This window comes from Sphingomonas pokkalii (assembly GCF_003096275.1).
Classification (GTDB): domain Bacteria; phylum Pseudomonadota; class Alphaproteobacteria; order Sphingomonadales; family Sphingomonadaceae; genus Sphingomonas; species Sphingomonas pokkalii.
This window is the reverse complement of sequence record NZ_QENQ01000001.1, coordinates 2,614,774-2,638,429: the sequence shown is the minus strand read 5'-3', so window position 1 is coordinate 2,638,429 and position 23,656 is coordinate 2,614,774. Positions and strand designations below refer to the sequence as shown.

The window sequence follows — 23,656 nt, the reverse complement described above, 5'->3', positions numbered from 1 at the left end:
GCCTCTTCCGGCTGCGTTGAAGTCGGAACGAGGAAAGGAGGAGGCTTGGCGTCATGCCCCGTCCTCGCCCCGCGCGGCGGCCCGCGCCTCGGCATAGCGGGCGCGGCGCGTCGCTTCGAAGCCCAGACGCTGCTCCAGACCCGGATCGGGGGGATAATCGCGGAAAGCGGCGACGATCTCGTCGAAGACTTCCCGCACCTCGTCGCGGAATTCGGGATGCGAGAAGATGTAGAAGCGATTGGCGTGGATCGCCTCGATCACGCGCGCGGCGATGACGTCGGGCTCCATGCCGGACTGGTGGACGCCCGCCAGCCGCTCCACCCAGGCGGCATCGGTCGGCTTGGCGTCGGCCTTTAGCGATTCCGGCCGCACCTCGTCGCTGGCATAGATGTTGCTCTTCACCAAGCCGGGAAGCAGCAGCGACACGCCGATCCCGTGCGGCGCCAGGCTGTAGCGGAGCGATTCGCTGAGGCCGCGCACCGCGAATTTGGCGGTGGTGTAGATGCCCGGCGCGGGCCCGACCAGAAACGCGCCCATCGACGCGGTGTTGACGACATAGCCGCCTTGCCCACGCGCCTTGATCCGCGGCACGAAGGTGGCGACGCCGTTGACGACGCCGCCGAAATTCACGCCCATCACCCAGTCCCAGTCGTCATAGGAGGAGGCGTCGATCGTCTGGAAGAGGTTCACCCCCGCATTGTTGAACACGAGGCTGACCGGTCCGAGCCGCGCTTCCGCCTCGTCCGCCGCCGCCGCGAAATCGTCGCGCGAGGCGACGTCGAGGCGGAGAGCGATCACTTCGGCATTGTCCAGCGTCTTCAGCGCCGCGTCGAGCGCGTCCGCGCGGATATCGGCGATTGCCACCTTGCATCCCTCCGCCAGCAGCGCGCGCGCGAGCCCCAGGCCGATGCCGCTGGCGCCGCCGGTCACAAAGGCGGTACGGCCCGCTAGATCCTTCATGCGACGATCTCCCGACCGGCGTTCAGCCCCCGCTGCCGCAGGGCCTCGGCGGCATGGGCGGGATTGCGGAACAGGATCTTGTAGCTTTCCTTGTATTCGGCATTCTCCGGCAGATCGGGCACCGCCGCCAGCATCGCCGCCGCACGATCCTCGATCCCCTGACGGAACTCGCTGTGCGTAAGGATGTACAACTCGTCGGCAAGGATACCGCGCAACACCCGTTCGCCGACTTCTTCCTTGGTCTGGAACAGATGGGTGTTGCCGCCCGCCGCGCGCCGCCGATCCGCCTCGGCATAGCCGGTGTCGGCGAGTGCGGCGGGGCGCGTCTGGGCCGCCTGCGCGATATTGGTGGCGACGGCGCCGGGGCAGAAGACCGAGCAGATCACGCCCTTGGGCTCAAGCTCGCCGCGCATGCCCTCGATCATGTTGACGACGGCGCCCTTGCTGGTCGCATAGATGGTGGCGCCGGGATGCGGCATGATCCCCGACATCGACGAGGTCGTGACGATATGGCCGCCTTCGCCATGGGCGAGGATGCGCGGCAGCACGGTGACGATGCCGTTGACGACGCCGCCCAGATTGACGCCGAGCACCCAGTCCCAGTCCGAGAAGCTGGCAAGCTCGGTAGGGCCGACAACCGCGACGCCGGCGTTGTTCACGAGAAGATGGATGCGCCCGAACCGTGCCTCGGCAGCGTCGGCGGCACCGGCATAGGCGGCGCGATCGGTAACGTCGAGCCGCAGCGGCAGCACCCGCGCGCCGCCTGCCAGTTCCGCCGCGGCCGCCGCGAGATGGTCATCGCGGACATCGGCGATCACCACGTTCATCCCCGCGCTGAGCACCGCCTTCGCGATGCCCAGCCCGATACCGCTGCCGCCGCCCGTGACGAACGCGGTCTTGCCCGCCAGATCCTGCATCCAAGCCTCCATCCTGTCCTATGCGCTGTGTGCTGCCACGTATTTGTATATAACACAAACGATTCGGGGGTGGGGCTGGTCCGTTGAAGGCGTTGACGATGGGGGGCGGGGGCGGGCAATGAGGCGCGATGACCCGTTCTACCCCGGAAACCCCCAGCCCGGCCGCCGAAGATGCAGCCATCGACGGCCTCGGTGCGCTGGACGGCATTATCGGCTTCCACCTGCGGCTCGCCTATGGCCGGCTCTACCGCGATTTCAACGAGAGCGCGGGCGACCTGGATCTCACCCAGAAGCAACTCTCGGCGCTGTGGCTGATCGGCGACCATCCGGAAATCGCGCAGGCGGACATCGGGCGGCTGCTGCAGATGGACCGGGCGACGGTGATGGCGATCGTCAACCGCCTGCAGGCGCGCGGTTTCGTGGTGCGCAGCGCCTCCGCGACCGATCGCCGCCGTCAGACGCTGCACCTGACCGAGACCGGGCGAGCGATGCTGGAGGTCGCGCGTCAGCGTGCGCTGGAATACGAAAATAGGCTGCGCGCGCTGTTCAGCCCCGGCGAGGCGACGTTGCTGGTAGAGATGCTCCGCCGCATCCACGGATAATCCTGCGCGACAGCCATTGACCCCGACGGAATTTCGTATGTAGAACATACGAAATAAGGCTGGCCGTACAGGAGGGGCACCATGGCAGGACGGGCGCAATTCGCCGCGCGGAAGGCGGCGGCATGACGGGCCGGGTCACCCTCTATCATTGGGAACCGAACGCCAATTCCGGCAAGCCGATGCTGGCGCTGGTGGAGAAGGGCGTTTCCTTTGACAGCCACTATCTGGACATGCTCGGCTTCGACCATCACCGGCCGGCCTATCTCGCCATCAATCCCGAGGGCACCATTCCGGCGATGACGCACGGCGGCCGCGTGCTGACCGAGTCCACCGCGATCATGGAATATGTCGACGAGGCATTCGCCGGCCCGCCCCTGATGCCGGCCGATCCGGTGGAGCGCTGGCGGGTGCGCTGGTGGATGAAGTTCATGGATCAATGGCTGGCGCCCAGTTTTTCGATGATCGGCTGGAGCGTGTTCGTCGGCCCGGCGATGCGCCAGCGCGATCCCGCCGAGATCGAGGCTGCGATCGAACGCATCCCGCTGCCCGAGCGGCGCACGTCCTGGCGTAAGGCGGTATACGGCCTGTTCGGCGAGGAGGAGATGGCCGAATCGCGCCGCCGGGTCGCGCTCGGGATCGATCTGCTCGAGGCGGAACTCGGCAAGCGCGAATGGCTGGCATCGGACGGCTTCAGCCTGGCCGACATCAATGGCTTCAACCTCGCCTATGGCCTGCCGGCGACGCGCCCGGAGGCAGTGAACGACCAGCAAACGCCGAATCTGATACGATGGCTGCGCGCGATCTATGCCCGGCCCGCGACCCGCGCCTGCTGGGCATTGGGCCGCACAGACATGGCGAAGCGCCTGGCCGTGCTGGAGGAGCAACCGGCATGAACGCGATCCTCTATCACGGCGAACCGAACGGGCCTTCGCTGGCGGTTCTCGCTGCCGCCTTCGAGACGGGCGTGCAGGTTGCGCTGCGGCGTATCGATCTCGCCGCCGGAGAGCGGCATGGGGGCATCCCCGGCGCGCAGGCGCCCGAGCTCGACTATTCGGTGGAGGGCGAGGGCCCGGTGCTGGTCGTCGATGGTGTGGCGATGACCGACAGCGTCTTCCTGGCCTGTTACCTGGACGACGTCGCCGGCGGTGCGATCCTGCGCCCGGCCGACCCCTATGCGCGCTGGCAGGTGATGGCGTGGTGCCGCTGGCTGGTGGAGCGCGTCGCGCCTGCCGCCGCCTATCTCGGCACCGCCGCCATGCCGCCGCGCACCGTTCCCGTCGGGATCGCCAATGCCGACCTTGCCGAACGCTGGGAGCAGGCTGTCACGGGCCGCTGTGACGCGGCGCTGCTGGCCGATAGCCGTGCCAAGACCGCCGCCGGGGTCACCAGGGTGGAGGCGCAACTGGCGGACGGCCGCGATTGGCTGTTCGGCGCGATCGGGCTCGCTGATTTCGAAACCTATGGCTGGCTGTGCGGCATGGCGCCGCTTGCGGCCGAAGCGCTTGTCGGCCGGCCGCGGACCGCTGCTTGGCTGGCGCGCGTCAAGGCGCACCCGTCGGTGGCGCGCGCTCTTGCGCTCGCCACCGTTCCCGAGCCCGAGAAGGTCTGGGCGCCGGGGCCCGAAATCAACCGCTGGGGGTGACATGCGATCGATCGACTATTTCGACCGCGGGCATGACCGCGATCCGCAACGCGCCTGCCTGATCGATGCCGAAACCGGCGAGCGGCTGAGCTTCGCCGAAGTGAAGGCGCTGACCGAGCGGATCGCGGCGGCGATGCGGGCAGCGGGTTTCCCCGGCCAGGCGCCGGTTGCACTTTATGGGCCGAATTCGGCCGCGATCATGGTGGCGCTGCTGGCGATCTGGCGTGCCAACGGCCAGTGGGTGCCGGTCAACATGCGCAACGCCATCGAGGCCAATGCCGGCTATCTCAACTATGTGCGCTGCGGCTGGATCTTCTATCATTCGAGCACCGCCGAGGAAGTGGCGGCGCTGCGCGCGCAGGTGCCGACCCTGAACCGCTGCATCTGCCTGGACCGGCCGCTCGGCGACGATCCCTCGCTCGATCAGTTCATCGCGGGCGTGGATGCGGGAACGCTGCCCGATTTCTCCGACCCGTTCGGCCGGCCGGACGAGATTGTCGGGCTGTTCCCGACCGGCGGCACCACCGGGCCGTCAAAGGGAGTCGTCGTCACCAATCTCGGCTGGGGGACGATGATCGAAACGCTGGGCGAGGCGGTCGGCGGCCGCACCGACGATCCCGTGGCGCTGGTGGTCGCGCCAGTCACCCATGCCGCAGGGCCGGTTGCGCTGGCGACGCTGGCGCTCGGCGCGACGCAGGTGATCCTGCCTGGCTTCGATGCCGATCGGGTGCTGCGGACCATTGCGGAGCACCGGATCAGCCACCTCTATCTGCCGCCGACCGCGCTGTACGGCCTGCTGGCCTCGCCTGAGCTGGGGCGGCAGGACATGGCTTCGCTACGCATTCTCCTGCTCGTCGGCTCGCCGGTCAGCCCTGAGAAGCTGCGCCTGGCGGTGGAGGCCTTTGGGCCGTGCCTGTGCCAGGCCTATGGGCAGGTCGAATCGCCAATGATCACGACATGGCTGCCGCCGGAGATCGTCGCCGCCGCCGCCGCAGGCGACCATCCCGAGCGGCTCGCGAGCTGCGGGCGGCCGACGCGCTCCGTCCAGGTCGCGATCATGGCCGAGGACGGCACGCTGCTCGCCCCGGGGGAAACGGGCGAGATCGTGGTGCGCGGCGTGCTGGTGTCACGCGAATATTTCGAGATGCCCGAAGCGACGGCGGAAGTGCGCCAGTTCGGGTGGCACCATAGCGGCGACATCGCGCGAATGGACCGGGACGGCTATGTCTATATCGTCGATCGCAAGAAGGACATGGTAGTGTCCGGTGGGTTCAATGTGTTTACCGCCGAAGTCGAAGCGGCGGTGACCGAGCTTGCCCAGGTGCGCGAATGCGCGGTGATCGGCGTGCCCCACGACAAATGGGGCGAGGCGGTACATGCGGTGGTGGTAGCCGAGGGGATCGACGCCGCCGCCGTGATCGCCCATGCCCGCGCCCGGCTGGGCGGCGTGAAGGCGCCCAAATCGGTGCAGTTCGTCGATTTCCTTCCGCGGACCGCCGCCGGCAAGATCGACAAGAAGGCGCTGCGTGCCGAGCATTGGCACGGCGCGCGCATGGTCAACTGAGGAAGCGCAATGCCGATTGATCCCGCCAAGGTCGTCGCGATCGACGTCCATGTCCATGCCGAAGTCTCGTGCCATGACCCCGAGGATCCGGTGATGGCCAAGTTCTTCGATGCCGCGTCCACCTATTTCAAGGCGGACCGAAAGCGGCCGACCATTCCTGAGACGATCGACTATTATCGGTCCCGGAACATCGCCTTCTGCCTGTTCACCGTCGATTGCGAGAGCGGCATCGGCGCCAGGCGGGTGAGCAATTACGAGGTCGCCGAACTCGCGGCGGAGCACGACGATATCGTCATTCCTTTCGCCTCGATCGACCCGCGCAAGGGCCGCTATGGCGCACGCGAGGCACGGGATCTGATCGAGAATCACGGCGTTCGCGGCTTCAAGTTCCACCACATCATGCAGGACTGTCATCCGGCGGACCGGGTCGGCTATCCGATCTACGAAGTGATCGCGGAATATGGGCTTCCCGCGATCTTCCACACCGGCCATTCGGGAATGGGCACCGGCATGCGCGGCGGTGGCGGCATCCGGCTGAAATATGGTCAGCCCATGCTGGTCGACGACGTCGCGGTCGACTTCCCCGACATGAAGATCATCCTGGCGCATCCCAGCTGGCCCTGGACCGACGAGAGCCTGTCGATGGCGCTGCACAAGGACAATGTCTTCATCGATCTTTCGGGCTGGAGCCCCAAATATTTCCCCAAGCAGCTGATCCAGTACGCCAACACCCAGCTGAAGCATAAGATGCTGTTCGGCAGCGACTGGCCGCTGATCCGGCCCGACAAATGGCTGGGCGCGGCGCAGGAGGCGGGGTTCCGCGACGAGGTGCTGCCGCTGATCATGAAGGACAATGCGTTGGGCGTGCTGGGGCTCGGCTGAACAGAGCTGAGGGCGGCCGCAAGGCCCGTCCCCGGTTCGGCGCACGTGCCGAACCGGGGCGGCGCCCCTCAGCAAGCCAGCGCGCGTGGGAGGGCTGTGCCCAGGATCAGATCGGCGCCACGCTCGGCGATCATGATCGTCGGTGCGTTGGTGTTGCCCGATACCAGCCGCGGCATGATCGACGCGTCGATCACGCGCAGCCCCTCGACGCCGTTCACGCGCAGTTCTGGATCGACCACGGCGTTCGCGTCGCTGCCCATCCGGCAGGTGCCGACGACATGGTACAGCGTGCCCCCCGCCATCCGCGCATAGGCCAGCATCGCCGCGTCGCTGTCGCCGAATGGGTCCGGCTCGTCGATCAGGAATGGGCGGATCGCGGGCTGCGCCATTACCCGGCGGATAAGCTTCACCTGCTCGACCGCGAGCCGCTGGTCGACGGGATCGGACAGATAGTTCGCGATGATCGTCGGATATACCTCCGGATCGGCCGAGGCGATGTGCACCGAACCGCGCGATTCCGGGCGCAGCTGGCACGGCGTGCAGGTGATGCCCGGCGTCTTTTCCAGATCGAAACGCTGTACGGCGTTGAGTTTCGCAAGGTCGACCGAGGCGGCCATCAGATGGAGCTGCACGTCCGGCGAGGCGAGTTGGGGACGCGTGCGGGTGAAGGCGACGATATGTGCCACCGCATAGCTGAGCAAGCCGGTGCGGTGGATCGAATAGCGGGCCACCTCCCGCGCCAGTCGCCAGCCATGCGCCATCTGGTTGACCGTCAGATGCTCGGGCTTCACGCGCCATTGCGCGCCGATCATGTAGTGATCCTGCAGATTCTCGCCGACGCCGGGCGATTCGTGCCGCAGCGTGATGCCGTGGCGGGCGAGCACCTCGCCCCTGCCAATCCCCGAAAGCTCGAGGAGCTTGGGGGATTCGACCGCGCCTGCCGCCAGGATCACCTCGGCATGGGCGCGGGCGCGCACCAGCCGCCCGCCCTGACGGAACTCGATGCCGATGGCGCGCGCGCCATCGAACAGCACGCGGCGTGCGAGCGCGTGCGTTTCGATGCGCAGGTTCGCGCGGCCCTCGACCGGGTGGAGATAGCCGACGGCGGTAGAGCAACGCCGGCCGCCACGGGTGGTCAGCTGGAACCAGCTGACGCCTTCCTGGTGCCGGGCGTTGATGTCCGGCGAATAGGGAATGCCCGCCTCGACACAGGCGTCGAGCAGCGCCTGGCTCACCGGATTGCGTTCCGGGAAATCGGCGGTGTTGAGCGGGCCGCCGCTGCCATGCGTGGCGCATGCGCCACGTTCCTGATGCTGGGCGCGGCGGAAATAGGGCAGGACATCGTCATAGGACCAGCCGTGGCAGCCAAGTTGCGCCCAGCCGTCATAATCCTCCACCTGTCCGCGCACATAGAGCAGGCCGTTGATCGAGGAGGAGCCCCCCAGCACCTTGCCCTTTGGCCATTTGTGGGTGCGTCCGCCGCTGCCGGGATCGGGTTCGGTTTCGTATAGCCAATTGACCTTGCGGTCGTTCAGCGTCCGGCCGAAGCCGATGGGCGTGTGGATCAGCATGTTCGAAAGGAATTGCGACGGTTCGCGGAGCGGCCGGTCGTCGCCCCCCGCTTCCAGCAGCAGCACGCGATTGCCCGGCACGGCGCTCAGCCGGTTGGCCAGCACGCAGCCGGCGCTGCCGGCGCCGACGACGATGTAATCGGCCTCGATATCGTATCGCTCCATTGGCTCCTCCCCAGTTGCGAAGCCCTGCCGCCGTTGCGGTCAGGACAGGATGGTCTTCCCCTGCCGGGTGGTGCTCGCCGCCATGTCCTCGGGCGGCGGCGGCACGTTCAGCCCGCGCCGCACGGCGGGGCGCGCGGCGATCGCATCGGCCCAGCGCGCCAAGTGTCGGAAACCGGCGATGTCGATGCCGGCCCAGTCGCGGCCGCTCACCCAGGCGAAGCAGGCGATGTCGGCGATCGAATAGTCGCCGGCGAGATAGGCGTGGGACGCCAGGTGCGTGTCCATCACGCCGAACAGGCGCTCGCTTTCGCGCGTGTAGCGATCGATCACCGCCGGCAGCTTCGGATCGAAATAGCGCCGGAAGACGGTCGCCTGGCCCATCATCGGGCCCAGCCCGCCCATCTGCCACATCAACCACTGGATCGCGCGGCTGCGCTCCTCCGGGTCGGGCGAGAGGAAGCGGCCGAACTTCTCGGCGAGATAGAGCAGGATCGCGCCCGATTCGAACACCACAAAACCGTTTGCGTCGTGATCTATAAGGGTTGGGATTCGCCCATTGGGATTCAGCGCGACATACCAGTCCTGCTTCTGCTCTCGATCGGTGAGCGAGATGGCGCGAACGCGATAGGAAACACCAAGTTCTTCCAGTAAAATCGACGTTTTCCAACCGTTCGGCGTCGCCGATGTCAGCAGCTCCAGCACCGTGCCTCTCCCATCGTGGTGCGCGGACGCTAGACTCAAATTAGTGAGTAACACAAACAGATTTTAGTTGGCGACGCGAACAATCGGTGGCATGAAACCGTGCAGCCGGACGCGGCGGGCAAGCCGCGTCGCACGGGAGAGGGATCTTGCTGACGCTCTACAGTTTCGGCCCGGCGGCGAACTCGCTGAAGCCGCTGCTCGCGCTGTTCGAAAAGGGGCTGGCCTTCACGCCGCGCTTCGTCGATCCGCGCCGGTTCGAGCACCATGCGCCGTGGTTCAAGGCGATCAATCCGCGCGGCCAGGTCCCGGCGCTCGACCATGACGGGGCGATCGTCACCGAATCGACGGTGATCTGCGAATATCTGGAGGACGCGTTTCCGGATGCGCCGCCGCTGCGCCCCGCCGACCCGCTGGGGCGCGCCCGGATGCGGGTCTGGACGAAGTGGGTGGATGAATATTTCTGCTGGTGCGTCTCGACGATCGGCTGGGAGCGCATGATCGGCCCCATGGCGCGGGCGCTCTCCGACGAGGAGTTCGAAGCGAAGGTCGCCGCCATTCCCGTGCCCGAACAACAGGCCAAGTGGCGGACGGCGCGGGCCGGCTTCCCACCCGAGGTACTGGACGACGCGATGCGCAAGGTGGCGATCTCGGTCGGCCGCCTGGAGGCGCGGCTGGCGGAAAGCCCATGGCTGGCAGGCGACAGCTACAGCCTGGCCGACATCTGCAACTTCGCCATCGCCAACCGAATGACGACGGGCTTCCCCGATCTGGTCAACGCCGATGCCACCCCACACCTGGTCGCTTGGCTCGAGCGGATCAACGCGCGTCCCGCGGCGATCGCGATGTTCGCGACCTCGCAGACCGAGATGCCGACGGGGCAGGGGCAGGGGCAGGGGCAGGAGGCGGTGGCGGCATGAGCTGGGACGTCGAGCCCGCGCCGGGCAAGCTGCGGATGTATCATATCCCCGGCTGCCCCTTTTCGGAGCGGGTGGAACTGTTGCTCGACCTGAAGGGCATGGGCGAGGTGATGACGGATCATCCGATCGACATCTCCTGCCCGCGTCCAGAATGGCTGCTGCGCAAGACCGGCGGCACCACCGCGCTGCCCGCGCTGGAGCTGGAAAATGGCGCGACGCTGAAGGAAAGCATGGTGCTGATGCGCTACATCGAGGATCGCTGGCCGGAGCCGGCGGTCGCGCGGCGCGACCCCTTCGAGCATGCCGTCGAATCCATGCTGAGCGCCACCTGCGGCGACTTTACGGGCGCGGGCTATCGCATGATTCTGAACCGCGATCCGGCGAAGCGCGCGGACTGTGCGGCCGAAGTCGATGCGCAATACGAGCGGCTCGACGTCTTTCTGCGCCACTATGCGCCCGACGGCGACTTCCTGTTCGGCGGCTTCGGCTGGGCCGAGCTGGTATTCACGCCGATGTTCAAGCGGCTCCAGTTCCTCGACTATTACGAAGGCTATTCGCCGCCGCCGCGGTTGCGCCGGGTGGCGCGCTGGCGCGCTGCGTGCCTTGCCCATCCGGTGGCGCAGGGCCGCCACGGCCACCGCGAACTGATGACACTGTATTATGATTACGCCCAGGGCGGCGGCAATGGCCACCTTCCCGAAGGGCGCACCCGATCCAGCTTCACGCTGGACCCACCCTGGCATGCAAGGCCGCTGCCGCCCCGAGACAAATGGGGCACGCCGGCCACCGATGCCGAACTGGGCCTGCTGCCCGTCTGATCCGCGAAGAGGACCCCCGACCATGAAGAGCTACCCGCAGCATTATATCGACGGCGCCTGGGTCGACAGTCGCGGCGGCCGTCGCCATGCGGTCGTCAACCCGGCGACCGAGGAGATGGCGAGCGAGATCGTGCTGGGCACCGCGGCCGATGTGGAGGCGGCGGTCGCGGCCGCGCGCCGTGCCTTCGAGCGCTTTTCGCAGACCAGCCGGGCGGAGCGTATTGCGCTGCTCGAGCGGGTGATGGCCGAATATCAGCGGCGCATCCCCGCCATCGCCGAGGCGATCGCGACCGAGATGGGCTGTCCGATCGCCGTTGCGCGTACCGCCCAGGCGGGCACCGGCATGGGCCATCTTGGCGAGGCGCTGAAGGCGCTGCGGGACTATGATTTCGCTGAGCGCATCGGCGCGAACACGGTGCTGCGCGAACCGATCGGCGTGGTCGCGCTGATCACGCCCTGGAACTGGCCGATGAACCAGATCGTCGCCAAGGTCGGGCCAGCGCTGGCCGCCGGCTGCACGATGATCCTCAAGCCCAGTGAGGAGGCGCCGACCGCCGCCGCGATCTTTGCGGAGGTGATGGACGCGGCGGGCGTGCCGGCGGGCGTCTTCAACCTCGTCCAGGGCGATGGCGAGGGCGTGGGCACCGCGCTTGCCCGCCACCCCGATATCGACATGATCAGCTTCACCGGATCGACCCGCGCCGGCATCATGGTCGCGAAGAACGCCGCCGATACGGTGAAGCGGGTCGCGCAGGAACTCGGCGGCAAGTCTCCCAACATCATTCTGGAGGGCGCGTCGCTCGACGAGGCGCTTCCCGGCGGCGTGGCGGGGGTGCTGCTCAACTCCGGGCAAAGCTGCATCGCCCCCACGCGGATGCTGGTGCACCACTCGCAGGCCGAGGCGGCGGCCCGGAAGGTGGGAGCGATGTTCGCCGCCAAGCCGGTCGGTGCGCCCATGGACGAGGGCGACCATATCGGCCCCGTGGTCAATCAACGGCAATGGGAGCGCATCCAGGCACTGATCCAGGCCGGGATCGACCAAGGCGCGACGCTGGTGGTCGGCGGCACCGGACGGCCCGAGGGCATGGACAGGGGCTATTATGTGAAGCCGACGGTGTTCACCGACGTCACGCCGGAGATGGCCATCGCGAAGGAGGAGATTTTCGGCCCGGTGCTGGTCATCATGCCGTACCAGGACGAGGAGGATGCGGTTCGCATCGCCAACGACACCCCCTATGGACTCGGCGCCTATATCGCCGGCGATCCCGCCAGGGCGAAGCGGCTGATCGGGCGGCTGCGCGCGGGCGCGGTGTTCGTCAATGCCGGGGGCCTTGCCTTCGACATGCCGTTCGGCGGCTACAAGCAATCGGGCAATGGCCGTGAGTTCGGCCGCTTCGGGCTCGAGGAGTTCCTCGAGGTCAAGGCCGTGATCGGCACCCCGCTGGACGAGGCGGTGCCGGCGGAAGCCGCGGGCTGAGCGAAGCGGGGCTCACGCTCGCGCATAATTCATGGTAACAGGAATAAAAACGCTGCGCGGGCATGAACCTGCGAGCGTCGATCAAGGAGAGGATTATGAAAGGCACGCTCTGGCTGCTCGCCTCGGCCGGTATCGCGGCGATCGCCGCTCCCGCCGCCGCACAGGTCACGTCCGGCGCCGACGCCCCGACGGCGCCGGTCCCGGCATCCCCGCCCCAGGCCGATCCGCCGCCTGCCGGCGCGCAGAGCGGAACCCCATCGGAAGCCGAGCAGGGCCTTCAGGAAATCATCGTGACCGCTCAGCGCATCAGCGAAAGCGCGCAGCGCGCGCCGATCGCGATCAGCGTTATCAAATCCGACGATCTGGTGCGGCAGGCGGTCACCCGCCCGGAAGACCTGTCCCGAGCGGTGCCGGCACTGGTCGCGAACAGCGCCGGCGGCGCCTATTCCACCTTTTCGGTGCGCGGCGTCGGCAACGCCACGCTGAACGCCTATTCGGACCCTGCGGTCGCGTTCAACTATGACGGCGTCTATATTGGCCGGCCGTCTTCCACCAGCGGGACCTTCTACGATCTTGCGCGGGTCGAGGTGCTCAAGGGGCCGCAGGGCACGCTCTATGGGCGCAACGCCACCGGCGGGGCGATCAACGTGATCCCCAACCGCCCCATGCTCCACGAAACCTCGGTGGAAGGCTTTGCGAGCTATGGCAATTACAACGCCGTCATCGCCCAGGGCGCGCTCAACGTGCCGATCGGCGACTCCGGCGCCTTCCGCCTTTCGGGCAGCCATGCCTCGCACGACGCGTTCATGAACGACGCCACCGGCGACCAGAATGAGTGGGGCGTTCGCGGGCAGGTCTATGCCGAACTGACGCCCGAGCTGAACGTGCGCGTCGCCGCCGATTATGCCCATCAGGGCAATGGCAGGAGTTTCGCGACCTATCTGGGCGCGACGACGCCGACCTTCGGACCGACCGGTTTCACCGGCTATGTGTTCACGCCTTCCGGCTTTGATGAGAGCGAAGGCATTCTGAGCCCGCGTTCCCAGGCCTATCTCGCATCGCGCACCATCGCCCAGGCGGGGCGCGCCGGTGCCACGATCCAGGGCCGCCCCTATAACGATAATGGCTATTGGGGCGTGCTGCTGGAAGCCAATTGGAACGTCGGGCCGGGGACGTTGACCGTCCAGCCGGCCTATCGCGAGGCGCAGCTCAACAACCTGATCACCCCGGGGATGAGCGGCGCCGAAACGCACGAGCGCGACGAGCAGTTCAGCCTGGAGGCGCGCTATGCCGCGAGCCTGGGCGCCATCGATCTGCTGGTCGGCGGCTTCTATTTCGACGAGTCGATCAAGACCAACACCTATTTCTCGCAACTTACCCTGGTTCCGTACCAGGATTTCACCACGGGCACGAAATCCTATGCCGGCTTCGGCAAGCTCACTTGGCATGTCACGCCGAAGCTCTCGCTGACCGCGGCCGGCCGGTACACGCAGGACGACAAGCGCTTCGACGGCGTGAGCGACACCTATATCCTGTTCTGCGGCAATCCCGCGCTGGGAAACAGCTGTCCGTCAACGCCGCTCATCCCGCTGGTCCCGACGGCGGCGGACCTGCGCGCCTTTTACGCCGCACAGGGCATACCGGTCGTCAACGTGCCGCTGTTCGCGTTGCCCGCGTCCCTTGGCGGTTCGCAGACTGCGCCGTTCGTGCTGAACGCCCCGCTCGAGATCAACGCGCCGCTTAACGCCAACAAGTTCACCTACCGCCTTGCCGCCGATTACCGGATCAGCAGCGGATCGATGATCTATGCCAGCTATGAAACAGGCTATCACGCCGGGGGGTTCGCCTTCGCCACCGGCCTGGAGACGTACAAGCCGGAGACCATCCAGGCCTGGACGGTGGGCAGCAAGAACCGGTTCTTCGATAACAAGGTACAGCTCAACGTCGAGGGCTTCTACTGGAAGTATAAGGATCAGCAGTTCACCCAGTTCGGCTATGATCTCGGCACGCCGCCGACCACCGTGTTCCTGACGCGCAACGTGGGCAAGAGCACCATCTATGGCATCGACGCCGATGCGCAGATCCTGGTCACGCCGAACACCCTGTTGTCCGGATCGGTGCAGTATGTGCACACGAGGTACGACAGCTTCGTCTACGACCTGCCCGACCAGGGGCTGCCCCCGGTGACGGGCTGCCCCTATCAGCCGGCGACCATCGTCATCAACGGGATATCGGAGCCGGTGTACCGCGTCGACTGTTCGGGCCAGCCGGCGGTGAACACGCCGAAATGGACGTTCAGCGTCAATGCCGAGCAGACGATCCCGCTGGGCGATTACAAGATCGTCCTGCAGGGCGGCACCCTGTATCGCGGCAGGGCGCAGCAGGACGGCAATTTCACGCCTTATGCCTATGCGGAGGCGGGCACGCGATCGAACGCCTCGATCGGCTTCGGGCCGTCCGACGATCGCTGGTCGGTGACCGCCTTTGTCAACAATATCGAGAATTATCGGCGCCTGTTCGGTGTGTCGCAGGTGCCGTCGAACGGCCTGTTCGTCGGCTCCTACGAAGCGCCGCGCACCTATGGCCTTCGCATCGGCGGCCGTTTCCGCTGATCCCCTTTTGTTTGGCACGCATCGCGCCGCGGTGGCGGCAAGGCTGGAGACCCAAAGCATGGCACGCGTAACCGATCTTCAATATGTTGGGCTGGCGGTGCCCGATCTCGCCGCCGAGCGCGCATTCTTCGGCGGCACCTGGGGGCTGGTCGAAGTGGGCGAGCAGGACGGCAAGATCTATTTCGCCGCCGAAGGCTCGCCCCATGCCTTCGTAATCCGGCTGCGGCAGGACGAGGAACGCAAGACCGACCTGATCGGCTTTTCGGCCGAAAGCCGTGCCGATGTCGATGCGATCTTCGATCGGGCAAAGGCGGCCGGGGCGAAGACGATCGCCGCGCCCGGCGCCGCGGAAGGGCCAGCGGGCGGCTATGCCTGTCGCTTCTTCGATCCCGAAGGCCGCGCCATCGAAGTGATCTGCGAGGGATCGCGCCGGCCGTATCGCACGCTCGACAAGCACGAAGCGCTCCCGCTGGGCATCAGCCACGTCGTGCTCCATTCGCCCGACATCAGGGCGCTGCAGGCCTTTTACGAAAATGTGCTCGGCTTCCGGCTTTCGGACTGGATCGGCGAATTCATGGTGTTCCTGCGCTGCAACGCGGCGCACCACCGGCTGGCCATCCTGCCGGGGCCGCCGACGCTCAACCATATCGCCTTCGATGTCAGTTCGATCGACGCGATGATGCGCGGCCTGGCGCGGATGCACGAAACCGGCATCACGCTGACCTGGGGGCCGGGTCGGCATACCGCCGGCAACAACACCTTCAGCTATTTCCTGACGCCCAATGGCAACGCCGTCGAATATACCAGCGACCTGGAGGAGGTGGACGAGGCGACCTGGGTGCCCCGCACCTATGCGGCTACCCCGGATATCACCGATCAATGGGGCACCGGCCGTATCATTCCGGGCAATGTGCCGCATGCCGAGATGCAGCCCGACAAGGGCCTCTGGCAGGTTCCGGCGTGATGGCGGCGCAAGGGGGGCGGGCGACCGGCGTGAAATCCGTTCTGATCGTCGGCGGCGGGATCGGCGGCATGTCCGCCGCCATCGCGCTTGCGCGGCGCGGCATCGACGTGACGCTGATCGACGCGGATCCGAACTGGCGCGTGTACGGCGCCGGGATCAGCGTGACCGGCATGTCGCTGCGCGCGTTCGACGATCTCGGCGTTCTTGCCGAGGTGCGGGCACGCGGTTTTGTCGGCGCCGGCATCCGGCTCCGCTCGGTCGAGGGCCATCTGATCGCGGAATCGCCGGTGCCGGAGCATCCCACCACCGTGCAATCGGGCGGCGGCATCATGCGCCCCGTGCTGCATGACATCCTTTCGCGCCGGGTGCGCGAGAGCGGCGTGGCGGTGCGGCTCGGCGTCCAGACGACGGCGATGGCGGACGACGGGGCAGGAGTGGACGTCACCTTTTCCGACGCCGAGCGGGGCCGCTACGATCTGGTCATCGCTGCGGACGGCATCGCCTCCCGCACGCGGGCGCTGCTCTTTCCCGAGGCACCGCCGCCGCGATTCACCGGCCAGGGTTGCTGGCGGATCGTCGCCCCGCGTCCCGCGCATATCGACCGCACCGAGATGTATCTTGGCGCGCCGGTCAAGCTCGGTCTGAATCCGGTCTCCGCCGACGCGCTGTACCTGTTTCTTCTCGAGCATGTTCCGCACAATCCGCGCTATGCGCCCGAGGGCCAGCTCGACCGTGTCGCCGAGCTGCTGGCCCCCTTTGGCGGCGATATCCGGACCATCCGCGAGGGGCTGGGCCCGCAGTCACAGGTGAACTACCGCCCGCTCGAATGCCTCCTGCTGCCCGATCCCTGGTACAAGGGCCGCATCGTGCTGATCGGCGACGCAGCGCACGCCACCACGCCGCACATGGCATCGGGCGCCGGGATTGCCGTGGAGGACGGGCTCGTGCTCGCCGAGGAAATCGGAGGAGACGGGCCGGTGGAAGCTGCGCTGGCCCGGTTCATGCAACGTCGCTTTGATCGCGCACGCCGGGTGGTGGAAACGTCGATCCGGGTCGGCGAGATCGAGATGGCGGCCGGTGACCAGGCGGCCGCCACCGCCCTGATCGGCGACACGATGCGCGACCTTCAGCAACCCTATTGATCGGATCGTTCATGAACTTCGGCCTTGCTACCATCTGCTTCGACTCGGCGCCGGAAACAGCACTGGTGGTCGACGGGCGCGCCGTGCCGCTGGCGCGGATCGGCGAGCGGCGCGCTCTGCCGGCGCTGCTCGACGCGTGGGACGCCGTTCTGCCCGTAATCACGCAGGCGGCGGCCGATGCCGATCTGTTCGTGGGGGCGCCTGCGCTCGACGACCTGGCGGTGCAGGCGCCCTATCGCCCGCGCCAGATCTTCTGCACCGGCGCCAATTACAAGAAGCACGTCGTCGGCCTGATCCTGGGCGACCCGTCGATGCGGACGGCGGAGCAGGAGGCGCAGAGTCCCGCCGAGCGCCAGGCCCGGATCGAGGCGCTGATGGACGAGCGGGCCAACGGCCTGCCCTTTTCGTTCCTCAAGCTGCCGTCCTGCGTGGTCGGGCCGATGGACGACGTGATCCTGCCGCGGAACGTCGAGAAGCCCGATTGGGAGCTCGAGCTGGGGGTGGTGATCGGCCGGCGCGCTCGCCATGTTCCGCCTGAACGGGCGATGGAGCATGTCGCCGGTTTCGCGGTGGTGAACGACGTTACCGCGCGCGAACATATCTTCCGCCGCGACGGCTCCGCCATCGGTGCCGATTGGCTGTCGGGCAAATGCTTTCCGACCTTCCTGCCGTTCGGCCCGCTGATCGTGCCGCGGCAGTGCATCCCCGATCCCTATGCCCTGCAACTGCAGCTGGCGGTGAACGGCAAGCTGTATCAGGACGAAACCACGGCAGACATGCTGATCTCGATCGAGCGCCAGATCGCCTATCTTTCCGATCGGGTGGAATTGCAGCCGGGGGACCTGATCTGCACCGGCTCCCCCTATGGCAACGGCTCGGCCTTCGGTGTCTATCTGCAGCCGGGAGACAGGATGGTGGGCACGATCACCGCTCTCGGTACCCAGCGCAACCGCTGCGTCGCGGAAGCATAGTGAACCGCCCCGGGTTTGCCGGATGCCATTTGGTTCAAATTATGCGGCCATTTGGGTGTCGTCCAGCATGGCGTGGTAGCTTCCTCGGCTTGGCGCCAGAGGCTCACCTCGCATTTAGGGCGCGCGAATGGCAGTTATGTTCGGGTATTTCTTCGAAACCTGCCATTCCGCACCTAGCACAGCCTAAGCTGTTCTGCTGGCATCTCGGGCGAACGCCGGATGTCGGCTTCTCGCAGAAGCCGCCGCTCGAAACATCGCTGGCGAGCGGCAGAAATGTCCCACGAAACGTCGGTCGCGGTTTCGGTAACGGTCGACCAGATTAAGGCGTTCGCCAGAGGTGTATCGAACGGCGGATCGCACCGAAACCTGCCGTCCGCGACGTTTGTGGAGGCGGGTTTCCAACTCGCCTCCAAGAAGGGCCTTAGTTGGCAAGAAGCCGCGAATTGCGTCGGCGAGCGTTCCCAGCGAGAAATGCCGGCGTATCTCCGCGCTCGGCAGGCGTGCCCTCAGGCCTCGGCAAAGGCGGCGACGAAGGACGGATCGTTGGCGCCCCAGGCGACCAGCGTCTGCGGCCGCCGATCGAAATTGCGGTCACTGGACCGCCACGATGATTCCGTCGCGAAACCACGCCCCCAGCCAGCCGCCGACGATGGCGGCGCTGGCCGCTTCGCCATGCTCGTCGGCGAGGGCGGCGCAGAGCGCACCGAAGGGCATGCCCGCTTCCAGTTGCAGGATCGCCTCCGCTTCGCCTTGCTCGATCGTGCGGAAGCTGGGGTTGAAGCCGTCGCGCCAGAGCAGCACGGCACCGGGGGCGGGCAGGCGCTGGGCGGCAGGCGGAACGGAGCCGTCGACAAGCGACTGCCACAAGGCGGCGGCATTGGTGGTCACCGGCAGTATGGCGAGGGTGGGCAGGAAGGCGAAGCGCGCGGTCTCCCACGCGACGGCGCCGAGCGATTCCGCGGAGAGGGGGGCAAGGTCGGGCGTGGTGAACGCTGCCGCCAGCGCCCATTCGATGCGCGCCAGCTCGGCGCATTCAGGATCTTCGGGGTAGAGCGCCGCGATGGTCGCCGGGAAGTCCTCGCCGTAGACGTCGAGCGTCCAAGCGGAGGGCGGCGAGGCTTCGATATGCCGTGCGGCGGCGGCGAGGAACGCCGCTTCGCCCAGCCAGCGCTGCAGCTGCGGAAAGCCGCTCTCCAGCGCGGCGACCAGCTGGCTGCGATAATTGTTGAGATAGACGTCCAGACCCGCACCACCACCCAGCCGCGTCGCTGCATCCGTGCATTCGGCCTGCAGCCAGCGGCCGAAATCCGCCTGGAAGGCTGCCAGCATCATGCCGCCACCCCGAGCGCGGCAATGGCACGTGCGTGATCGAGTTCAGCGAGCAGCTCGGCGAGGGGTGGAATGGCGTCGTCGCGCTCGATCATCGTCGCGACCGGCCCGACACGCTCCAAGGCTCCGGCATAGAGCGCCCAGACGGGATCGGGCACCGACCGATCATGCGTGTCGATCAGCAGCGTCTCGCCCCGGCTGTGCCCGGCAAGGTGGATCTGCCGCACGCGCGCGGCGGGAATGCCGGTCAGATAGGCATGCGCATCGAACCCGTGATTGGTCGCACTGACGAAGATGTTGTTGACGTCGAGCAGCAGTTCGCAGCCGGTGCGGGCGCACAGCGCGTCGAGAAACGCCCATTCGGTCATGTCCGCGCCGTCGAAGGCGATGTAGCTCGACGGGTTTTCGATCAGCATCGTGCGGCCGAGCGCTTCCTGCGCGGCATCGACATTGTCGCACACCGTCCGCAGTGCTTCCTCGGTATAGGGCAATGGGAGCAGGTCGTGCGACTGGAAGTCGCCGAACCGCGTCCAGCAGAGATGGTCCGAGACGAACAGCGGCTCGACCGCATCGACCAGCGTACGCAGGCGCTGCAGATAGTCGCGATCCACGCCGTCCGCCGAGCCGATCGACATCGACACGCCGTGCAGCGCCACCGGATGACGCTCGCGCACCCGCCGCAAGATGTCCCGCGGGCGGCCACCGGCGACCATGAAATTTTCGGAGATGACTTCGACGAAGTCGACCGGTACCGGCGTCGCGGCCTCCAGGAAATCGGCATAAAGCGGCTTGCGCAGCCCCAGGCCGAAGCGATGCGGGTGGGGCATGCTCTTCCTCCTTCAAAACGCGGCGGCCCGGCGGGGGGCGGGCCGCCGGGCGCTTCACTTCTTTTCGGTCAGGCTGCCGCCCTGCGCCTTGCAGGCCTTGGCGGAAACCGCCTTGAAGCCTTGGCCCTTGCATTCGTTCTGGCCCTTGCAGTCATGGTTGCCCGACTTGCAGTCCGACGTGCCCTTGCAGCTGTTGATGCCGTAGCAGTGGACGACCTTGTCCGTCGAAGCGCCCGGGGCGGCGACGCTGACGCCGGAAAGTGCAACGAGGGCGGCGGTGGCGGCGATGCCGGCGCCGGTCTGGAGCGTGATCATGGAGTGGTTCCCTTCGATGGATTGTGCCGGTTCGGCCTTCCATCTACGGGCTGGCGCCGAGGCTGGTTACACGCTCACCACCGCAGGACGCGCGGGCCGAGTAGGGCCCCCAGTCCGGTCGCCAGCAAAATGCCCAGACTGTACCAGGTCAGCACGAACATGGCGGCATATTCGTCGCAATGGAGGCAGTAGATCGTCGCGGCCCAGGCACCGGCTGCCAACCCGGCCGCAGCGCCCGCCGCGCGCAGGTTGGTCGGCGCCAGCTTGCGGAACGACCAGAGCAGGCCGATGAAGATCGGCACGGCGAGCAGCAGCACACGCCACGGGCAGCTGTTCCAGCTGCCGCCCAGCCACATCGACAGCCAGTCGCGCATCGGCGTGCGCATCATTTCCTCGATGGCGAGTGCGGCGAGCAGCAGGATCGGCAACGCCAGCGGCCACAGCATGCGCAGCGATCCGCCAGCCGGACGGGCCAGTCGCATCGTGGCCGCAACCGCGACCAGCCCGAGCGACAGCGTGTAGGCCCATTTCATCCAGAAAGAAAAGCCGAACATCGCCTGGGGAAAGTCCGGCCGCATCCCGAACAGCGCGAAGACCAGCCCGATGCTCACGACCCCGCCGCCGGCGATGCCGAGCGCGATGCGGCGGCCGATGAAGCGCGGCGGGATGGGTGGTACGTCAGCGGAGAGCGCTGCGATCAGCCGCTCGGTGCTGTCGATGTCGGACTCGCGCGCCATCATTCGTGCCCCCGCAATCGGGCCGCGAGCGCCTTGAGCCCGCGATGCACGGAAATCTTGACGTCGGACTGGCCGATCCGGGCGCCCTCGGCCGCTTCGGCGACGCTCAGGCCCTCGAGATGCGTGTCGCGGATGGCGCGGGCCTGTTTGCCGGACAAGCCCGAAAGCAGACGTTCGACATCGACACGCGCGGTCACCGCTTCCTCAAATCCCTCGGTCAACAGGATCGCCTCAACCTCCTCGATCGGCACCGAAACCCGGCGCCTGCGAAAGTGGTCGATCAGACGATAGCGTGCAATTGCATAAAGCCAGGCGGTGAACGGACGATCGCGATCATAGGTGCCGCGCTTGGTGTGAATGGCAATCAGCGTTTCCTGCACCAGATCCTCGATATCCTCATCCCCCCGCATCCGTCGACGAAAGAAGCCGCGCAACAGCGGTACGAGCGCGCGCAGCAACGCCGCATGCGTAGCGGCATCACCGTCCAGTCCCGCCGTCATCAACGCTCGTAGCTCTGCTTCGCTGTGCCGCATTCCCACTCCTGGTCGGGCGTACGTGGGCGAACGGCCCCAGGTTACAGCAGCGATGCGGAAAGGGAATCGCGCGTTCGCCCCGGCCCGATCTGTAACCGCGGCATCTGCCCTATCGTAGGGCGACAGGTGACCCGGCGCCTCCGCCTTCCCCGGGGTCACCGCGCGGCGGCCGTGCCCCCCCCAGGCCGCCATGCGAGAGGCCCCTTCAACGGAGTGATTCGATGATCAAGACGTCCGCTGCGCTTGCCGCGACCCTCGCCCTTGGCGCTGTCACCGCCGCCCATGCCCAGCAGCCCAAGATGGAGAAATGCTACGGCGTGGCGCTCGCCGGCAAGAACGACTGCAAGGCGGGCGCGGGCACCAGCTGCGCCGGTACCTCGACGAAGAATTACCAGGGCAATGCCTGGAAGCTGGTCAAGGCGGGTACCTGCACCGCGATCAAGACTCCGAAGGGCAACGGGTCGCTGACTCCCAAGGCCTGATGCCTCCGCCCGGCCGCGCGTGTGGCCGGGCATACTCCGACGCCTGGAGTTTGCCATGCGATCCTTCGCCACACTCTATGCCCTCGCGGGCGATCTTGCCGCGCGCCTGCTGCCGCCGTCGCTGCTGCTCCTCGTCGCGCGGCTGGGCATCGCCGCCATCTTCTTCCTGTCCGGCCGCACCAAGGTGGAAGGCTGGCTGACGGTCACCGATTCCACCTATGAGCTGTTCCGCACCGATTATGCGCTTCCGTTCGCGCCGCCGGTCCTCGCCGCGCATCTCGCGACCTATTCGGAGCATTTCTTTCCGATTCTGCTCGTGCTCGGCCTGTTCACCCGGCCCGCGGCGCTGGCGCTGCTGGGGATGACAACGGTGATCGAGGTCTTCGTCTATCCCGATGCCTGGCCGACGCATCTCAGCTGGGCGGGACTGCTGCTCCCGCTGATCGCCGCCGGGCCGGGGGCGTGGTCGCTCGATCGGATTATCGGGCTGGAGGTGCGACCTATGTCAACGATAGATCGCTAGGATTTGCGGAAGTCACACTATCGCGCTGCGGTCACCCCCACTTGAGAAAGGCGGTGCGGCTGCCGGCGGTCTGGTGCTTTGGGCTGTTCCGCCGCCCTATCAAATGTCGGATGTCGGCTCCTGACAAGCGCTACCGTTCGACATGCCATCGCGGATCGGTAGCTAGGCTCAGGACCTATTAAATTAGTTGCGTGAAGCTCAAAGGTGTTGATTCAATGGCGGCGTCGAGGAGGCGCTGCCGATGTCCGAACCGTGGTTGCTGAGCGAGGCGCAGATGCGCCGGATCGAGCCGTATTTTCCGTTGTCGCATGGTATCCCGAGGGTGGATGACCGGCGTATCGTGTCGGGGATCATCTACGTGATCCGGGGTGGCTTGATGTGGCGGGACGCGCCCAACGCGTATGGACCGCACAAGACGATCTACAACCGGTTCATCCGCTGGAGCCGACTGGGGGTCTTCAACCGCATCTTCGCCGAGCTGGCGGCAAAGGCAGGCGAGCCCGATACGATCATGATCGACGCCACCCACCTGAAGGCGCATCGGACGGCGGCCAGCCTCTTAAAAGGGGGGCTCTTCCCCGACGTATCGGGCGCATCAAAGGCGGCCTGAACTCCAAGCTTCACGCGGTCTGCGACGACCTCGGCCGGCCGCTCGTCCTACTGCTGAGTGAAGGGCAGATGAGCGACTACAAAGGCGCTTCCCTCATGATCGACGCCTTGCCACGAGCAAGGCACCTGATCGGGGACAGGGGCTATGATGCCGACTGGTTCCGTCGCGCCCTTGCCGAGCGCGGAACCACCGCCTGCATCCCGTCGAAGCGCAACCGCAAAGTCGCCATCCCGCACGACGCCGCGCTCTACCGGCAGCGTCACAAGATCGAGATCATGTTCGGGCGGCTCAAGGACTGGCGACGCATCCACACACGCTACGATCGCTGCGCACACACCTTCATGTCCGCCATCTGCATCGCCGCAACCCTCATCTTCTGGTTGCCTCAATGAGT

General features: G+C 66.7%; 24 protein-coding genes. 15 read left to right on the top strand and 9 right to left on the bottom strand.

Annotated features, from left to right (window positions below; translation table 11 throughout):
- Positions 1–51: 51 nt before the first annotated feature.
- Entirely contained in the window at positions 52–960 is a 909-nt protein-coding gene (locus DD559_RS12200; RefSeq protein ID WP_116469418.1) for an SDR family NAD(P)-dependent oxidoreductase, read from the bottom strand.
- A complete protein-coding gene (locus tag DD559_RS12195; RefSeq protein WP_116469417.1) occupies positions 957–1,877 on the bottom strand; it encodes an SDR family NAD(P)-dependent oxidoreductase in 921 nt (306 codons plus the stop codon). Before DD559_RS12195 ends, DD559_RS12200 begins: the two co-directional genes overlap by 4 nt.
- Positions 1,878–2,005: 128 nt before the next feature.
- Here DD559_RS12195 and DD559_RS12190 point away from each other — a divergent pair, with 128 nt between their 5' ends.
- The 5 genes from DD559_RS12190 (at position 2,006) to DD559_RS12170 (ending at position 6,567) form a co-directional block, all read left to right on the top strand.
- Positions 2,006–2,479, top strand: coding sequence for a MarR family winged helix-turn-helix transcriptional regulator (locus DD559_RS12190; protein ID WP_116469416.1), 474 nt, complete (start codon positions 2,006–2,008; stop codon positions 2,477–2,479).
- Between the two features lie 122 nt (positions 2,480–2,601).
- Complete coding sequence (locus DD559_RS12185) at positions 2,602–3,372, top strand: glutathione S-transferase family protein (RefSeq protein WP_116469415.1); 771 nt, start codon at positions 2,602–2,604, stop codon at positions 3,370–3,372.
- Positions 3,369–4,121, top strand: coding sequence for a glutathione S-transferase family protein (locus tag DD559_RS12180; protein ID WP_116469414.1), 753 nt, complete (start codon positions 3,369–3,371; stop codon positions 4,119–4,121). The genes DD559_RS12185 and DD559_RS12180 overlap by 4 nt, the downstream gene beginning before the upstream one ends.
- Position 4,122: 1 nt before the next feature.
- Entirely contained in the window at positions 4,123–5,685 is a 1,563-nt protein-coding gene (locus tag DD559_RS12175) for an AMP-binding protein (RefSeq protein ID WP_116469413.1), read from the top strand.
- Between the two features lie 9 nt (positions 5,686–5,694).
- On the top strand, positions 5,695–6,567 hold the full coding sequence (locus DD559_RS12170) for an amidohydrolase family protein (protein WP_116469412.1): 873 nt from the start codon (positions 5,695–5,697) through the stop codon (positions 6,565–6,567).
- A gap of 68 nt (positions 6,568–6,635) precedes the next feature.
- Here DD559_RS12170 and DD559_RS12165 read toward each other — a convergent pair whose 3' ends face one another.
- Positions 6,636–8,303 (bottom strand): GMC family oxidoreductase, encoded by a 1,668-nt coding sequence (locus tag DD559_RS12165; RefSeq protein WP_116469411.1) that lies wholly within the window; start codon positions 8,301–8,303, stop codon positions 6,636–6,638.
- Positions 8,304–8,342: 39 nt separating this feature from the next.
- Positions 8,343–9,005, bottom strand: a complete 663-nt coding sequence (locus DD559_RS12160) for a glutathione S-transferase family protein (RefSeq protein WP_116469410.1) — start codon at positions 9,003–9,005, stop codon at positions 8,343–8,345.
- Positions 9,006–9,151: 146 nt separating this feature from the next.
- Between DD559_RS12160 and DD559_RS12155 the strand changes: the two genes are divergently transcribed.
- The 7 genes from DD559_RS12155 (at position 9,152) to DD559_RS12125 (ending at position 17,906) form a co-directional block, all read left to right on the top strand.
- The gene (locus DD559_RS12155) at positions 9,152–9,922 is read left to right on the top strand and encodes a glutathione S-transferase family protein (protein WP_116469409.1); all 771 of its coding nucleotides are present in this window, start codon (positions 9,152–9,154) and stop codon (positions 9,920–9,922) included.
- Positions 9,919–10,740 (top strand): glutathione S-transferase family protein, encoded by an 822-nt coding sequence (locus DD559_RS12150; protein ID WP_240610231.1) that lies wholly within the window; start codon positions 9,919–9,921, stop codon positions 10,738–10,740. Before DD559_RS12155 ends, DD559_RS12150 begins: the two co-directional genes overlap by 4 nt.
- 22 nt (positions 10,741–10,762) lie before the next feature.
- Positions 10,763–12,217 (top strand): aldehyde dehydrogenase family protein, encoded by a 1,455-nt coding sequence (locus DD559_RS12145; RefSeq protein ID WP_116469408.1) that lies wholly within the window; start codon positions 10,763–10,765, stop codon positions 12,215–12,217.
- Positions 12,218–12,312: 95 nt separating this feature from the next.
- Positions 12,313–14,829 (top strand): TonB-dependent receptor, encoded by a 2,517-nt coding sequence (locus tag DD559_RS12140; RefSeq protein ID WP_116470881.1) that lies wholly within the window; start codon positions 12,313–12,315, stop codon positions 14,827–14,829.
- Positions 14,830–14,887: 58 nt separating this feature from the next.
- Positions 14,888–15,793 (top strand): VOC family protein, encoded by a 906-nt coding sequence (locus DD559_RS12135; protein WP_116470880.1) that lies wholly within the window; start codon positions 14,888–14,890, stop codon positions 15,791–15,793.
- Between the two features lie 29 nt (positions 15,794–15,822).
- Positions 15,823–16,935 (top strand): FAD-dependent oxidoreductase, encoded by a 1,113-nt coding sequence (locus tag DD559_RS12130; RefSeq protein ID WP_240610230.1) that lies wholly within the window; start codon positions 15,823–15,825, stop codon positions 16,933–16,935.
- An 11-nt stretch (positions 16,936–16,946) separates the two neighbouring features.
- Positions 16,947–17,906, top strand: a complete 960-nt coding sequence (locus DD559_RS12125) for a fumarylacetoacetate hydrolase family protein (RefSeq protein WP_116470879.1) — start codon at positions 16,947–16,949, stop codon at positions 17,904–17,906.
- 591 nt (positions 17,907–18,497) lie between these two features.
- On the opposite strand, the gene DD559_RS12120 is transcribed toward DD559_RS12125, so the two are convergent.
- From DD559_RS12120 to DD559_RS12100, 5 genes are all read right to left on the bottom strand, one after another.
- On the bottom strand, positions 18,498–19,238 hold the full coding sequence (locus DD559_RS12120) for an HvfC/BufC N-terminal domain-containing protein (RefSeq protein WP_116469406.1): 741 nt from the start codon (positions 19,236–19,238) through the stop codon (positions 18,498–18,500).
- Positions 19,235–20,062: an MNIO family bufferin maturase gene (bufB, locus tag DD559_RS12115; protein WP_116469405.1), complete on the bottom strand. Its 828-nt coding sequence runs from the start codon at positions 20,060–20,062 to the stop codon at positions 19,235–19,237. Before bufB ends, DD559_RS12120 begins: the two co-directional genes overlap by 4 nt.
- 54 nt (positions 20,063–20,116) lie before the next feature.
- Positions 20,117–20,377: a BufA2 family periplasmic bufferin-type metallophore gene (gene bufA2, locus DD559_RS12110; RefSeq protein WP_116469404.1), complete on the bottom strand. Its 261-nt coding sequence runs from the start codon at positions 20,375–20,377 to the stop codon at positions 20,117–20,119.
- 74 nt (positions 20,378–20,451) lie between these two features.
- The gene (locus DD559_RS12105) at positions 20,452–21,117 is read right to left on the bottom strand and encodes a DUF1109 domain-containing protein (protein WP_240610229.1); all 666 of its coding nucleotides are present in this window, start codon (positions 21,115–21,117) and stop codon (positions 20,452–20,454) included.
- The gene (locus DD559_RS12100; protein WP_116469402.1) at positions 21,114–21,647 is read right to left on the bottom strand and encodes a sigma-70 family RNA polymerase sigma factor; all 534 of its coding nucleotides are present in this window, start codon (positions 21,645–21,647) and stop codon (positions 21,114–21,116) included. The genes DD559_RS12105 and DD559_RS12100 overlap by 4 nt, the downstream gene beginning before the upstream one ends.
- Before the next feature lie 221 nt (positions 21,648–21,868).
- Between DD559_RS12100 and DD559_RS12095 the strand changes: the two genes are divergently transcribed.
- The 3 genes from DD559_RS12095 (at position 21,869) to DD559_RS12085 (ending at position 23,654) form a co-directional block, all read left to right on the top strand.
- Positions 21,869–22,129 (top strand): BufA1 family periplasmic bufferin-type metallophore, encoded by a 261-nt coding sequence (locus tag DD559_RS12095; protein ID WP_116469401.1) that lies wholly within the window; start codon positions 21,869–21,871, stop codon positions 22,127–22,129.
- A 55-nt stretch (positions 22,130–22,184) separates the two neighbouring features.
- On the top strand, positions 22,185–22,652 hold the full coding sequence (locus DD559_RS12090; RefSeq protein WP_116469400.1) for a DoxX family protein: 468 nt from the start codon (positions 22,185–22,187) through the stop codon (positions 22,650–22,652).
- A gap of 241 nt (positions 22,653–22,893) precedes the next feature.
- Positions 22,894–23,654, top strand: a protein-coding gene (locus DD559_RS12085) for an IS5 family transposase (protein WP_116469399.1) whose coding sequence is annotated in 2 segments (ribosomal slippage) — positions 22,894–23,212 and positions 23,212–23,654 — 762 coding nt in all. Because the reading frame shifts where the segments join, the coding sequence is not laid out codon by codon here.
- Positions 23,655–23,656 lie beyond the last annotated feature (2 nt).

What these genes read in the sequence shown, in the direction of transcription:
- DD559_RS12200 (WP_116469418.1), bottom strand. Translation starts at nt 960, where the DNA reads ATGAAGGATCTAGCGGGCCGTACCGCCTTTGTGACCGGCGGCGCCAGC.
- DD559_RS12195 (WP_116469417.1), bottom strand. Translation starts at nt 1,877, where the DNA reads ATGCAGGATCTGGCGGGCAAGACCGCGTTCGTCACGGGCGGCGGCAGC.
- DD559_RS12190 (WP_116469416.1), top strand. Translation starts at nt 2,006, where the DNA reads ATGACCCGTTCTACCCCGGAAACCCCCAGCCCGGCCGCCGAAGATGCA.
- DD559_RS12185 (WP_116469415.1), top strand. Translation starts at nt 2,602, where the DNA reads ATGACGGGCCGGGTCACCCTCTATCATTGGGAACCGAACGCCAATTCC.
- DD559_RS12180 (WP_116469414.1), top strand. Translation starts at nt 3,369, where the DNA reads ATGAACGCGATCCTCTATCACGGCGAACCGAACGGGCCTTCGCTGGCG.
- DD559_RS12175 (WP_116469413.1), top strand. Translation starts at nt 4,123, where the DNA reads ATGCGATCGATCGACTATTTCGACCGCGGGCATGACCGCGATCCGCAA.
- DD559_RS12170 (WP_116469412.1), top strand. Translation starts at nt 5,695, where the DNA reads ATGCCGATTGATCCCGCCAAGGTCGTCGCGATCGACGTCCATGTCCAT.
- DD559_RS12165 (WP_116469411.1), bottom strand. Translation starts at nt 8,303, where the DNA reads ATGGAGCGATACGATATCGAGGCCGATTACATCGTCGTCGGCGCCGGC.
- DD559_RS12150 (WP_240610231.1), top strand. Translation starts at nt 9,919, where the DNA reads ATGAGCTGGGACGTCGAGCCCGCGCCGGGCAAGCTGCGGATGTATCAT.
- DD559_RS12145 (WP_116469408.1), top strand. Translation starts at nt 10,763, where the DNA reads ATGAAGAGCTACCCGCAGCATTATATCGACGGCGCCTGGGTCGACAGT.
- DD559_RS12140 (WP_116470881.1), top strand. Translation starts at nt 12,313, where the DNA reads ATGAAAGGCACGCTCTGGCTGCTCGCCTCGGCCGGTATCGCGGCGATC.
- DD559_RS12135 (WP_116470880.1), top strand. Translation starts at nt 14,888, where the DNA reads ATGGCACGCGTAACCGATCTTCAATATGTTGGGCTGGCGGTGCCCGAT.
- DD559_RS12125 (WP_116470879.1), top strand. Translation starts at nt 16,947, where the DNA reads ATGAACTTCGGCCTTGCTACCATCTGCTTCGACTCGGCGCCGGAAACA.
- DD559_RS12120 (WP_116469406.1), bottom strand. Translation starts at nt 19,238, where the DNA reads ATGATGCTGGCAGCCTTCCAGGCGGATTTCGGCCGCTGGCTGCAGGCC.
- bufB (WP_116469405.1), bottom strand. Translation starts at nt 20,062, where the DNA reads ATGCCCCACCCGCATCGCTTCGGCCTGGGGCTGCGCAAGCCGCTTTAT.
- bufA2 (WP_116469404.1), bottom strand. Translation starts at nt 20,377, where the DNA reads ATGATCACGCTCCAGACCGGCGCCGGCATCGCCGCCACCGCCGCCCTC.
- DD559_RS12105 (WP_240610229.1), bottom strand. Translation starts at nt 21,117, where the DNA reads ATGATGGCGCGCGAGTCCGACATCGACAGCACCGAGCGGCTGATCGCA.
- DD559_RS12100 (WP_116469402.1), bottom strand. Translation starts at nt 21,647, where the DNA reads ATGCGGCACAGCGAAGCAGAGCTACGAGCGTTGATGACGGCGGGACTG.
- DD559_RS12095 (WP_116469401.1), top strand. Translation starts at nt 21,869, where the DNA reads ATGATCAAGACGTCCGCTGCGCTTGCCGCGACCCTCGCCCTTGGCGCT.
- DD559_RS12090 (WP_116469400.1), top strand. Translation starts at nt 22,185, where the DNA reads ATGCGATCCTTCGCCACACTCTATGCCCTCGCGGGCGATCTTGCCGCG.